This is a genomic window from Geodermatophilus sp. SYSU D00703 (assembly GCF_054050155.1).
Genome location: NZ_JBJGYU010000006.1, coordinates 145,582 through 158,080, shown reverse-complemented (window position 1 = coordinate 158,080; position 12,499 = coordinate 145,582). Strand labels below are relative to the sequence as shown.

Here is a 12,499-nt window from a genome sequence, read left to right as displayed (position 1 = left end):
GTCGCGCGACGGATGACGACGCAGGGAGGATGAGCAGCATCAGCGCCACACGGTCAGAGGAGCGGACGGGCCGCATCGGTCTGGTCCCCGCCCGGTTCGGGAAGGGCATGGTCGGCGGCGCCGAGATCGTCCTGACGCAGATCGCCAAGGGGTTGTCGACCCGCGGTTGGGACGTGGAGATCCTGACGACGTCCGCGCTCGACCACTTCCGGTGGGACAACGTGCTGCCGCCGGGAGAGTCGGTCGAGGACGGTCTGCACGTGCGCCGGTTCCCGGCCGTCTTCGAGGACACCCCGGAGCGGGGTGTGCTCGACGCGGCCGTGGCCACGGGGCAGCCCCTGGGGCTGCAGGCCCAGCAGCGCTGGATCAACGCGGGGATGCGGTCCCCGGAGCTCTACCACCACCTGCTCGACCACGGCGAGGACTACCGCGCGCTGGTCTACGGGCCCTACGTCTTCTGGCCCGCCTACGCCGGCAGCCAGCTGCTGCCCGAACGCAGCCTGCTGTGGACCTGCCTGCACGACGAGCCGGCGGCCTACCTCGACCTGTTCCAGCCGGTCCTCTCCGGGATCGCGGGGCTCTACTTCCAGACCGAGCCCGAGCACGCGCTGGCCCACCGGGTGGCGCCGCGGCTGGCACCGCACGCGGTGGTCGGGTGCGGGGTGGAGGTCCCCGAGGGCTACGACCCGGAGGGCTTCCGGCAGCGCTACGGGCTGCCCGAGCGGTTCGTCCTCTACGCCGGCCGGCGGGAGGGCGCCAAGGGGTGGGAGGACATGCTCGCCGCCTTCGCCCGCGCGGTGGAGACGGGCGGCCTGCCCCTGTCGCTGGTGACCTTCGGCACCGGCGAGGTGCGGCCACCGGCATCGATCGCCGACCGCGTCGTCGACCTCGGGTTCCTGCCGGACGAGGAGCGGGACAACGCCTTCGCGGCGGCCGAGGCCTACCTGCAGCCGAGCCGGTACGAGGCCTTCTCGCGGACGGTGATGGAGGCGTGGCTGGCGGGGACGCCGGTCATCGCCAACGGCGGCAGCGACGTCGTCCGGTGGCACTGCGAGCGGTCCGGTGCCGGCCTGGTCTACGACGACGAGGCCGAGTTCGCCGAGTGTCTGCGCTTCGTCGCCGAGGCGCCGGACCTGGCCCGGCGGCTGGCCGAGCCGGGCCGCGACTACGTCCTCTCGCACTACACGTGGGACCAGGTGCTCGACGGGGTCGAGGAGGGCCTCAGGACATGGACGACGCCGTGACCAGCGCTGCCCCGGAGCGGATCCTCATGGTCTCGCCCTACCCACCGGTGCGGGACGGGATCGCCGCTTACGCGCTGCAGACGGTCCGCGCGCTGCGCCGCCAGGGCCACGACGTCGAGGTCCTGTCGCCCGGGCCGTCGGCCGCCCACCACCACCTGGACCTCGTCGGGCCCCGCGGGGCACTGGCGCTGGCCAAGCGGGTGCGCGACTACGACCGCGTGATCGTCCAGTTCCACCCCGACTTCTTCTATCCCGACCCGGGGCGGGCCGGCGCGCGGATGGCAGAGAGCACGGCGCTGGCCGTTCCGTTCGGCCTGGCTCGCCGGCTCGAGGTCGTCGTCCACGAGATCGACGGCCGGCACGGGGATCCGCGCCGCCCCGACGGCCAGGTCGCCCGCCGGCTGTGGCGCCTGCCCGATGAGATCAAGGTGCACACCAACTCCGAGCGCGAGGCGTTCATCGCCGACTTCGGCGTGGACCCGAGCCGGGTGTCGCTCGTGGCACACGGCGCGGACTTCCAGCGGCACACGCACCTCGACCGGGCGGCGGCCCGCGAGTCCCTCGACATCGACCCGGACGTCTTCGTGTTCCTGGCGATCGGCTTCATCCAGCCGTCCAAGGGCTTCGACCGCGCGGTCGAGGCGTTCGACGGGCTCGCCGCCTGGAACGCCCGACTGGACGTCGTCGGCTCGGTGCGGGTCGACGACCCGGACATGGTGCGCTACGAGGCCGACCTCGCCGACCTCTGCGGCTCGGTGGACGGCGCCACGCTGCACCGCGGGTACGTCAGCGACGAGCTGTTCGACCGGTGGATCGTGGCCGCGGACGTCGTCGTCCTGCCCTACCGCAACATCTGGTCGTCGGGGGTCATGGAGCGGGCGGCGCTGTTCGAGCGCCCGGTCATCGCCACCCGGGTGGGCGGCCTCTCCGAGCAGGCCGCCGCCCGCAGCGACGTCCGGCTGGTGTCCGACGACGACGAGTTGCGCACGGCGATGATCGAGGCGCTCCCGCGCCCGTCGCAGCCGGCCGACTCGCTGGGCTGGGCCGAGGGCCTGACCGACAGCGGCGACCTGCACGCGGAGGTCCAGGCGCGGGTCCGCGCCCGAGCCGGGTCGGTGCGCCCGACCGGGACCGCCCGGCGGCACCGCTCGACCGCGTCCGCGGCGGTCGTCTCCAGCTCCGCGCCGCTGCGCCGCCTGCCGCGCATGGGCCCTCCGGACACCAACCACCCGCGGCGGTCGGTCCGATTCGTCAAGCGGCTGATCCGGCGGGCCACGGCCTGGGAGGTCGACCCGCTGGTGCAGCGCGTCAACGAGCTGCAGGCGGCCACCGTCGTCGCCCTCGAGTCCAGCCGCCGGGCCGAGGCCGCGACGTCGGCCACGCCGCCCCGCCCGGGCTCGGCGGACGACGTGCGCCCGGACACCGACCGGCCCACCGGCTGAGCGTTCCCGCGGCGGCGGGGGCGCGGCAGCCCCGGCCGCTCACTCCCGGGTCGGGGAGGCCTCCTGGCCGACCCGGGTGACCGCGGGCACCGGAGCCGCCGTCTCCAGGCGGCGGCGCCGGGCCGCGGCGACCTGCCGGCCGAGCGTGATCGACGGTTTCTCCACCAGGTGGTAGGTCAGGACCGACCCCAGCAGCGTGGCGGCGAGCATGGCCGCGAAGCCGGCCCAGGGCCCGCCGGGGACCGGCGGGAACACGATGAGCACCAGGGCGTGCAGCAGGTAGACCGAGTAGCTGATCGTGCCCAGGTAGGTCAGCGCGCGCGGCCAGCTGCGGTGTCGCAGGAGCAGCGCGGCGCCGAACACCGCGTAGGCGGCGAGGAACGTGGCCACCTCGGTCCACCACTGCGGGGTCTCCCCGGTGATCGGCTCGGCGTAGCCGACGTGCCAGGCCCGCTGGGCGACGACGATGACGACCAGCGCGAGCGCGAGGACGCCGGCCGCGGTCCGGCCGGAGGTCTCCCCGGCGGTCCACCGGTACAGCACCGTCCCGACGAACATGCTGCCGAGCAGCAGCAACGAGAAGTACAGGTCGTGCGGGCGGTTGGAGAGGGCGAGCACGACGACCACGCCCATGCCCAGGACGGCGAGCCGGGGCGAGGTGCCGCGCACCCGGCCGGCCGCCACGACGAGCAGCAGCAGGCCGGCGAGCGGGAAGGTCCACCAGTCGTCGGGGCGCCGCTGCGCCATGAACAGCGTGGTGGCCCCGCCGAGCCCGAGGGCGGCGACCAGCAGCGCGGTCGCGGTCGTGGCCGACCGCCGGTGCAGCCCGAGGACGAAGAGCACCGAGACCAGGAGGTAGAAGACCAGCTCGTACCCGAGGGTCCACGAGGCGCCGATCACCAGCGGCCGGGTCGTGAAGACCTGCAGCATCGTCGTGTTGAGCAGCGAGTCCGCCACCGAGCGGTAGCCCTCCGGTGGACCGATGCGGTCGCTGAGGCCGTACGCGGCGAGGACGAGTGTGAGGACCACCAGGTACAGCGGCCACAGCCGGAAGAACCGGCCGATCCAGAACTCGGTGAGGTCCCCGCGGCGCTCCATGGAGGCGGGGATGATGAAGCCGCTGCACAGGAAGAAGACGAGGACGCCGAACTCCCCGGCGCGGAACCAGTGGTGCGACCAGCCCAGCACCTCGGTCCAGTGGGTCTCCCCGATGTGCTGGACGGCGACGGTCAGTGCCGCGATCCCGCGCAGCGCGTCGAGGAACTCCAGCCGGCCGCGCCGGGTGCGTGCGGCGTCGCTGCGCTCGGCGGTCGCCGTCCTGGGCGCCGCGGCCGTCAGCGGGTCGTGGGGCGCAGCTCGCTCTGCCGCCCGCTGGTCCACCATGCTGTCGGGTCCTCCTGACGTCCTCGTGTCCCCCCATGGTGACAGGAGGGACCGGTCCGTCTACGGAGCCGGAGTGGAGGAGGCGGCCCGCCGGTACACCTCCCGTGTCTCCTGGACACACCTGTCCCACGTGTATCCCGCAGCGTGCGCCCGGGCCGCGGCCGCGGCGCCGGCCGGCCGGTCGCCGAGGGACGCGACTGCGGCGGCGAGGGCGGTCCGGTCGTCCACCGGGACGTACGTCGCGTGCGGCCCGAGGACCTCGCGCATGACCGGCAGGTCGCTGACGACGACCGGTCGACCGCACGCCAGCGCCTCCAGCGGAGGCAGCCCGAACCCCTCGTACCGGGAGGGGAAGGCCAGCCCGCGGCTGCCGGCGACCACCTGGCGCAGCTCGGCGTCGTCCAGGTAGCCGGTGAGGTGCACCCGGCCCGGCGGCAGCCGGTCCGTCTCGAGGGCCGCACCCCATCCCGGAGGACCGACGAGGACGAGGTCGGGGCCCGCCGGGTCATCGGCGAGGAGCAGGCCGAAGGCGTCGACCAGGACCTGCAGGTTCTTGCGGGGCTCCAGGGTGCCGACCGCCACCACGTAGTCGCCGGGCAGCCCCCGCCCCCGCAGCCACGCGGCGTCGGGGGGCGGGGTCGCCGACCAGCTCGGGTCCACGCCGAGGGGGGTCACGCGGATCCGCTCCGGGTCGATCGCGTACTCGGCCGCCACCTCCTCGGCGACGGCGTGGGTGGGCGTGACCACCGTGGTGGCGCGCGCGATGCTGCGCGGCACGAGCTCGCGGTAGGCGAGCGACGCCCGGTCGACCGCCCCGCGCGTGTGCAGGTAGGACAGGTCGTGGACGGTCACCACGCCGGCGGCGCGCCCCGGTGGCGGCAGGACGAAGTTGGTCGCGTGGAAGACGTCGAGCCCGCCGGCGGACCACGCGACCGTCGGGACCTCCGCGCGCGACCACGCCGCTCGCAGCAGCCGCGCCGGCAACCGTCGGGCACGTACCCGCACGTCTGGGGGAACCGTGGCCCGCAGCCGCTCGCTGCCGCGCACGGTGAACGCCGTGGCCACGAGGTCGTCCTGCCCGGCGTCGGCCGCCAGGCCGCGGAGCAGTTCGGCCGTGTAGCGGCCGATGCCCGTGCGGGGCCCGAGCAGTGGCGTGGCGTCCAGTCCGATCCGCACGCGCGCATCCTCCCCCGGGGCGGCGGGTAGGGCCCCGGCGGCTCACTAGGCTCCGGCCGTGCGCGTCGGGGTCCTGCTGGAACAGCTCCTGGCTCCCGTCCCGGGTGGGACGGGACGCTACTCGGCGGAGCTCGCGGCCGCGCTCGTCCCGACCGCCCCGGCGGGCTGCTCGGTGTCCGGCTGGACGGCCTGGCACCGGGACGTCTCCGCGGCCCGGGTGCCCGGCGTCCGCGGCCCCCGCCGGCTCCCGGCGCCGCGGCGTGTGCTGGCCGAGGCGTGGCGCCGCGGGCGGGGTCCCCGGCCGCGCGGAGCCGACGTCGTCCACGCCCCGACGCTGCTCGTCCCCCCTCGGTCCCGCGTGCCGCTGGTCGTGACCGTCCACGACACCGTCCCGTGGACGCATCCGGAGACCATGACCCCGCGCGGGGTGCAGTGGCACCGCGACATGGCCGCGCGGGCGGCGGCCGGGGCCGCCGCCGTCGTCGTGCCCACCGCTGCCGTGGCCGAGTCCCTGCGCCGCCACCTCGACGTCCGGGGACGGGTCGTCGTGGGCGGCGCCGGCGTCACCGTCCGGGTCGCCGCGCCGCCCGACGTGGATCGGCGGGCCGCCGCGCTGGACCTGCCGCCGTCGCCGTTCCTGGTCAGCCTGGCCACGCTCGAGCCGCGCAAGGGGCTCGACGTGCTCCTCCGGGCGCTGGCCGAGCCTGCCGCGCCGGACGTCCCGTTGGTCGTGGTGGGGCAGCCGGGGTGGGGCGGCACCGACCCCGTGGCCCTCGCCGGGTCGGTCGGTCTGCCGGAGGCCCGGGTGCGCGTCCTGGGCCGGCTGCCCGACGAGGACGTCGGTGCGGTCCTGTCGCGGGCCGCGGCGCTCGTGGCGCCCAGCCGGGCCGAGGGGTTCGGGCTGCCCGTCCTGGAGGCGATGGCCGCCGGCGTGCCCGTCGTCAGCTCCGACGACCCGGCCCTCGTCGAGGTCGGTGGCGGCGCGACGGTGACCACGCCGGTCGGTGACCCCGCCGCGCTGGCCGAGGCGCTGGCGCAGGTCGTGGGGGACGCCGACCTGCGGCAACGGCTGCGCACCGCGGGGCTGCGGCGGGCGGCGGACTTCTCCTGGGAGGACGTCGCCCGGCGGACGTGGGAGCTCTACGGCTCCCTCTGAGCCCGCGACGGCACCGCGCGACGACGGACGTATCGTGGGCGGCCGGTGACCGGCCGACCGGAGGGGGACTGTCCGTGCGGCAGGGACCGCGGGTGCTGGTCGACGCGACCGCGGTGCCCGAGAACCGGGGTGGCGTGGGCCGGTACGTCGACCAGTTGCTGCCCGCGCTGGCCGAGCTCGGCACCCGTGTCGCCGTCGTCAGCCAGGCCCGGGACGTGCCGCACTACGCCGCGCTCGTCCCGTCCGCCGAGGTCGTGGCCGCGCCCGCGCGGATCTCCCGGCGGCCGGCACGGCTGGTCTGGGAGCAGACCGGCCTGCCGCTGCTGGCCCGGCGGCTGCGCGTCGACGTCCTGCACTCGCCTCACTACACGATGCCCCTGCGCAGCCCCGTGCCGGTCGTCACGACGCTGCACGACGCCACGTTCTTCACCCACCCGGAGGTCCACCTCCCGGTGAAGCGGCGCTTCTTCCGGGGGTGGACGGCCACCGCCCTGCGGCGGGCCGCCCGGTGCGTCGTGCCCTCGCGGGCGACCCTCGACGAGCTGTCCCGCGTCACGAGGAGCGTGCGGGGGCAGGTGGACGTCGCCCACCACGGCGTCGATCCGGTGACCTTCCACGTCCCGGCGGCGGAGGCGGGCGAGTCCGCGCGGGCGCACCTCGGCCTCCGGGGGGGCCGGTACGTGGCCTTCCTCGGCACGATCGAGCCGCGCAAGAACGTGCCGGCCCTCATCGGAGGCTGGCGGCGACTCGCGGCGGAGCTCCCGGACCCACCGTCCCTGGTCGTGGCGGGCGGTCGCGGGTGGGACCAGCGCGTCGACGAGGTGCTGGCCGGGGTACCCGGGCACCTCGAGGTGCTCCTGCCCGGGTACCTGCCCCTCGAGACCCTCGCGGGTTTCCTCGGGAACGCCGAGGTCGTGGCATACCCCAGCTCCGTGGAGGGGTTCGGCCTGCCGGTGCTGGAAGCGATGGCCTGCGGGGCTCCCGTGCTGACCACCCGGGCGCCCGCCCTCGTCGAGGTGGGGGCTGACGCGGTGGCGTACACCGAGCCGACCGAGGAGGGGATCGCCACCGCCCTGCGGTCCCTGCTCGACGACGCGGCGCGCCGTGAGCGGCTGCGGGCCGCCGCGGTCGCCCGTGCGGCGTCCTTCACGTGGACCGCGTGCGCCGAGCAGCACGTCCGCAGCTACGCGCGGGCGGCCGCGGACTGATCCCGACCAGCGGCGGGGACCTGCGTCGAGCGGCGGGAGCGGGCGCATCGCGGGCCTCCGACCGGTGCGCCGGTCTGCACCGCGGTGTCGTTAGGGTCGTGGGGTGGCATGGCAACCGGCTCGGACGCCGCTGCGGGTCGTCGCCGTCACGTACTCGCCAGGCGAGGCCCTCGAGGGCTTCATCGACTCCCTGGCGGAGGCGACCACGCGCCCGGTCGAGGTGGTGCTCGCCGACAACGGCTCCACCGACGGGGCCCCGGAGCGGGCGGTGGCGCACCACCCGGAGGTCAGGCTGCTGCGCACCGGGGGGAACGTCGGCTACGGCGCGGCGGTGAACGCGGCCCTCGCCGGTCTGACCGAGGGCCACGCGATCGTGGCCAACCCCGATGTCCGGTTCGGCCGGGGGGCGATCGACGAACTGCTCGCGGTCGCCGCCCGCTGGCCGCGGGCCGGCACGGTCGGCCCGGCGATCCTCACCCCGGCCGGCGACCTCTACCCGTCGGCGCGGGACCTGCCGCGGCTGTCGACCGGCGCCGGGCACGCGCTGCTCGGCTGGGTCTGGCCGGGCAACCCCTGGACGGCGAGCTACCGCCGCGAGCGGGAGGCGCCGGCGGAGCGCCCGGCGGGGTGGCTGTCCGGCTCGTGCCTGCTCGTCGACCTCGAGGCGTTCTGGTCGGTGGGGGGCTTCGACCCGGGCTACTTCATGTACTTCGAGGACGTCGACCTGGCCGAGCGGATGGGACGGCGCGGGTGGTTGCACGTCTACGCGCCGTCCGCCGTCGTCGTCCACGAAGGCGGCCACAGCACCCGGCGCGAACCCGGACGGATGCTGCGAGTGCACCACGAGAGCGCGCTGCGCTACCTCTCGCGGCAGTACCCGGGCCGGCGGTACGCGCCGCTGCGGCTCCTGCTGCGGGCCGGCCTGTCGGCCCGGCTGCTCCTCTCCCACCTGAACGGACGGATTGCCAGCGGCGCCACCTTCGTGCGCCGCCTCGACCCGCCGGAGATGTCCGGCCGAGGGGAGCGCCCGTGAGGCACGCGGTGGTCATGGCCGGCGGCTCGGGGACCCGGCTGTGGCCGCTGTCCCGCGGCAGCCGGCCCAAGCAGCTGCTCGACGTCGTCGCCGGCGACGGTGGGGCGGCGCACAGCCTGCTGGCCGAGGCGTTCGGCCGGCTGGAGTCGGTGCTGCCCGCTGAGCGCATCTGGGTCTGCACCGCCGCCCGCTACGGGGAGCAGGTGCGCGCCGCGCTCCCGCGGCTGCGCCCGGACCGGCTGGTGCTCGAGCCGGTCGCCCGCGACACCGCCAACGCCGTCGGGCTGGCCGCGGCGCTGGTCGCCGACGTCGACCCCGACGCCGAGCTCGCCGTGGTCAGCGCCGACCACGTCATCCGGCCGCTCGAGCGGTTCGCCGCCGCGCTGGAGACCGCCTACGAGGCCCTGGCGGCCCGGCCCCGCGCGCTGGTCACCCTCGGCATCCGGCCCACCGCGCCGGCGACCGGGTTCGGGTACGTCCAGCGGGGCGCGCCCACCGAGGTGCCCGGGGTCGCCGAGGCCGCCGCGTTCCGCGAGAAGCCCGACCGCGCCACCGCGGAGGAGTACCTCGCCTCGGGGCGGTACCTGTGGAACTCGGGCATGTTCGTCTGGCGGGCGCGGACGGTGCTCGACGCCCTGGCCGACCACCTGCCCGAGACCGCCGAGGGGCTCGCCCGCGTCGTCGCCGCTCCGGCCGGGCCCGCGCGGGACGCCGTCCTGGCCGAGGTGTTCCCCACGCTGCCCAAGATCAGCGTCGACTACGCCGTCCTCGAGCCCGCGGCGACCGAGCCCGGCCGGGTGCTCGTGGCCGACCTCGACGTCGACTGGCTCGACGTCGGCTCCTGGCCCGCGCTGGCCGCCACCCTGGAGACGGTGGGGGAGAACGCGGTGCGCGGGCCCGCCGTGACCCTCGACAGCGCCGGCAACATCGTCTTCAGCGACGACCCCGAGCACCTGGTCGCCCTCGTCGGGGTGCGCGACAGCGTCGTCGTCCACACCGCCGACGTCACGATGGTCTGCCCGGTGGCCGACGCCGAGCGGGTCAAGCAGCTGCTCACCGCCGTGGAGGAGCGGTACGGGTCCCGCTTCAGCTGAGGGAGGACCCCCGACCCCCCGCCACTCAGTGGAGACCCCGGCCCCCTTGCAGGGTCCCGCCGCGAACGGGCGAGCGGTGGGGGCACGGAGGTCCTCCAGCCTGCCGGGAGGCCGCTCCGGGATAGCTTGCTGGGCATGAAGGACTTCGATGTCGCCGCTGTCGTCTCCGGTGGGGCCTCCGGGCTCGGGGAGGCCACGGTGCGCGCGCTGACCGCGCGGGGCGCGGCCGTGACCATCCTCGACCTGCAGGAGGAGAGGGGCGCGAAGCTCGCCGCCGAGCTGGGCGGGCACACCACCTTCGTCCGCACCGACGTCACCGATCCCGCGTCGGTCGAGGCGGCGGTCGCCGAGGCCACCGGGACGGACCGGCCGCTGCGGATCGCGGTCAACTGCGCCGGCATCGGCTGGGCGCAGCGCACGGTGGGCAAGGGCAACGTGCCGCACGACTTCGACCCGTTCGTGCGCACCGTGATGGTGAACCTGGTCGGGACCTTCAACGTGCTCCGGCTGGCCGCGGCCGCGATGGCCGCCACCGAGCCGGGGGAGGACGGCGAGCGCGGCGTCGTCGTCAACACCGCCTCCATCGCCGCCTACGACGGGCAGATCGGCCAGATCGCCTACTCCGCGTCCAAGGGCGGCATCGTCGGGATGACGCTGCCCGCGGCGCGCGACCTCGCCGGCGTCGGCGTCCGCGTGTGCACCATCGCCCCCGGGCTGGTCGACACCCCGCTGCTGGGCAGCCTGCCCGAGGAGGCCCGCCAGAGCCTGTCGGCGGGCATACCCTTCCCCAAGCGCCTGGGTCGCCCGTCGGACTTCGCCGAGCTGGCCCTGGACATCGTCGAGCACGGCTACCTGAACGGCGAGGTCATCCGGATGGACGGCGCGCTCCGGATGGCGCCCCGCTGAGTCCCTCTTCCCCGGGGAGCACCACCTGAGCACCACCACTCTCGAGGCGCCGGCCTTCGAGGACGTCTGGCGGCCCGACTGGCCGCTGGACGTCCACCGGACCCTCTACCCGCACCAGCGCAGCGCGAGCGACCCGACGCTGCGGCACACCGACGGCGCGACCTGGCGCACCGTGAGCGCCCCCGACGGTGCCGCCACCGTGCGCATCGCCGTGTGCTCCGGCGAGGTCCGGGTCACCGCCTGGGGGCCGGGGGCGGAGCGAGCCGGGGCGGCGGTCCCGCACTGGCTGGGCGCGGCCGACCGGCCCGAGGAGTTCGACCCGGGCGGCCACCCGCTGCTCACCCGGCTGCACCGGACCACGCCGTGGCTCCGGCTGGGCAGCACCGGCCGCACCTGGGACGCGCTCGTGCCCGCCGTGCTGGAGCAGAAGGTCACGGTCGTCGAGGCGCACCGGGTGTGGCGGGCGCTGCTGCGGCTGGCCGGCGAGCCCGCGCCCGGCCCGGCGCCGGAGGGGATGCGGGTCATCCCCTCACCGCGGCGGGTGCTGGACGTCACCGACTGGGAGTGGCACCGGTGCGGCCTCGACGGCGCCCGCCGCCGCGCGCTGCGCGCGGTCGCCGGCGTGGCCTCGCGGCTGGAGCCGGACCACGTCGGCGACTCACCCACCCTGCAGCGCCGGATGCGCACGGTGCCGGGCATCGGCGTGTGGACGGCCGCCGAGGTGGTGCAGCGGGTGTTCGGCTGCCCGGACACGGTCAGCTATGGCGACTACCACCTGAAGAACCAGGTCGGCTTCGCGCTGAGCGGCGCCGCGCGGACCGACGACGACGGGATGATGGCGTTGCTCGAGCCCTGGCGCGGGCAGCGGCAGCGGGTGGTGCGGCTGCTGCTGGCCGGCGGGGTCGCGCGCGCACCGCGGTTCGGGCCGCGCAACGCCCCGACCGACCACCGCCGCATCTGAGACCCCGGCGCGGGTCCCTCAGACGATCGGGTCCTCGAGCAGGCGCAGCAGGTAGTCGCCGTAGCCGCTCTTGTTCAGCGGCTCCGCGGCGCGGCGCAGGCCGTCGTCGTCCAGCCAGCCCTGCCGCCAGGCGACCTCCTCGATGCAGCCGATCTTCAGCCCCTGCCGCTCCTCGACCACGGAGACGAACTCGGTGGCCTGGCGCAGCGAGGCGAACGTCCCGGTGTCGAGCCAGGCGGTGCCGCGGTCGAGGGCGGTGACGGTCAGCCGCCCCTCGCGCAGGTAGTGCTCGTTGACGGCGGTGATCTCCAGCTCGCCACGGGCGCTGGGCGTGATGCCCTTCGCGACGTCGACGACGTCGCCGGCGTAGAAGTACAGGCCCGGGACGGCGTAGGAGCTCTTCGGCCGGGCCGGCTTCTCCTCGATCGACAGCACCCGGCCGGCGGCGTCGAACTCGACCACGCCGTAGTCCTGCGGGTTGGCGACGTGGTAGGCGAAGACGTGCCCGCCCTCGGGCTCGGGCAGCCGGGAGAGGGCGGTGCCCAGCCCGGCGCCGTAGAAGATGTTGTCGCCGAGCACCAGCGCGGCGGCCTCGCCGTCGAGGAAGTCCGCCCCGATGAGGAAGGCCTGCGCCAGGCCCTCCGGCCGGGGCTGGACGGCGTACTCGATCCGCATCCCCAGCCGGTCGCCGTCGCCGAGCAGGTGGCGGAAGGCCTCCTGGTCGCCGGGTGTGGTGATCACCAGCACCTCGCGGACGCCGGCCATCATCAGCGTCGAGAGCGGGTAGTAGACCATCGGCTTGTCGTAGACCGGCATCAGCTGCTTGCTGACCGCCTGGGTGATCGGGAACAGGCGGCTGCCGGTGCCCCCGGCCAGGATGATCCCGCGCATGATCG

11 protein-coding genes are annotated in these 12,499 nt (G+C 75.6%); 8 read left to right on the top strand and 3 right to left on the bottom strand.

The window, feature by feature from the left end:
• Window positions 1-29: 29 nt before the first annotated feature.
• Together ACI782_RS09535 and ACI782_RS09530 are read left to right on the top strand one after the other, a co-directional pair.
• Complete coding sequence (locus tag ACI782_RS09535) at window positions 30-1,244, top strand: glycosyltransferase family 4 protein (protein ID WP_456908450.1); 1,215 nt, start codon at window positions 30-32, stop codon at window positions 1,242-1,244.
• Complete coding sequence (locus ACI782_RS09530) at window positions 1,229-2,686, top strand: glycosyltransferase family 4 protein (RefSeq protein ID WP_456908448.1); 1,458 nt, start codon at window positions 1,229-1,231, stop codon at window positions 2,684-2,686. Before ACI782_RS09535 ends, ACI782_RS09530 begins: the two co-directional genes overlap by 16 nt.
• Before the next feature lie 39 nt (window positions 2,687-2,725).
• On the opposite strand, the gene ACI782_RS09525 is transcribed toward ACI782_RS09530, so the two are convergent.
• Window positions 2,726-4,069, bottom strand: coding sequence for an acyltransferase family protein (locus tag ACI782_RS09525; RefSeq protein WP_456908446.1), 1,344 nt, complete (start codon window positions 4,067-4,069; stop codon window positions 2,726-2,728).
• A gap of 60 nt (window positions 4,070-4,129) precedes the next feature.
• Entirely contained in the window at window positions 4,130-5,245 is a 1,116-nt protein-coding gene (locus ACI782_RS09520) for a glycosyltransferase family 4 protein (protein ID WP_456908444.1), read from the bottom strand.
• Between the two features lie 58 nt (window positions 5,246-5,303).
• On the opposite strand from ACI782_RS09520, the gene ACI782_RS09515 reads away from it, so the two are divergent.
• The 6 genes from ACI782_RS09515 (at window position 5,304) to ACI782_RS09490 (ending at window position 11,603) form a co-directional block, all read left to right on the top strand.
• Window positions 5,304-6,401, top strand: coding sequence for a glycosyltransferase family 4 protein (locus tag ACI782_RS09515; protein WP_456908442.1), 1,098 nt, complete (start codon window positions 5,304-5,306; stop codon window positions 6,399-6,401).
• Between the two features lie 74 nt (window positions 6,402-6,475).
• On the top strand, window positions 6,476-7,609 hold the full coding sequence (locus ACI782_RS09510) for a glycosyltransferase family 4 protein (RefSeq protein ID WP_456908440.1): 1,134 nt from the start codon (window positions 6,476-6,478) through the stop codon (window positions 7,607-7,609).
• A gap of 103 nt (window positions 7,610-7,712) precedes the next feature.
• Window positions 7,713-8,642: a glycosyltransferase family 2 protein gene (locus ACI782_RS09505; RefSeq protein WP_456908438.1), complete on the top strand. Its 930-nt coding sequence runs from the start codon at window positions 7,713-7,715 to the stop codon at window positions 8,640-8,642.
• Window positions 8,639-9,736 (top strand): mannose-1-phosphate guanylyltransferase, encoded by a 1,098-nt coding sequence (locus ACI782_RS09500; RefSeq protein ID WP_456908436.1) that lies wholly within the window; start codon window positions 8,639-8,641, stop codon window positions 9,734-9,736. Before ACI782_RS09505 ends, ACI782_RS09500 begins: the two co-directional genes overlap by 4 nt.
• A gap of 135 nt (window positions 9,737-9,871) precedes the next feature.
• Window positions 9,872-10,642, top strand: coding sequence for an SDR family NAD(P)-dependent oxidoreductase (locus ACI782_RS09495; protein ID WP_456908434.1), 771 nt, complete (start codon window positions 9,872-9,874; stop codon window positions 10,640-10,642).
• Between the two features lie 172 nt (window positions 10,643-10,814).
• The gene (locus ACI782_RS09490) at window positions 10,815-11,603 is read left to right on the top strand and encodes a DNA-3-methyladenine glycosylase family protein (RefSeq protein ID WP_456908432.1); all 789 of its coding nucleotides are present in this window, start codon (window positions 10,815-10,817) and stop codon (window positions 11,601-11,603) included.
• A gap of 18 nt (window positions 11,604-11,621) precedes the next feature.
• On the opposite strand, the gene rfbA is transcribed toward ACI782_RS09490, so the two are convergent.
• On the bottom strand, window positions 11,622-12,494 hold the full coding sequence (gene rfbA, locus ACI782_RS09485) for a glucose-1-phosphate thymidylyltransferase RfbA (RefSeq protein ID WP_456908430.1): 873 nt from the start codon (window positions 12,492-12,494) through the stop codon (window positions 11,622-11,624).
• Window positions 12,495-12,499: the final 5 nt, after the last annotated feature.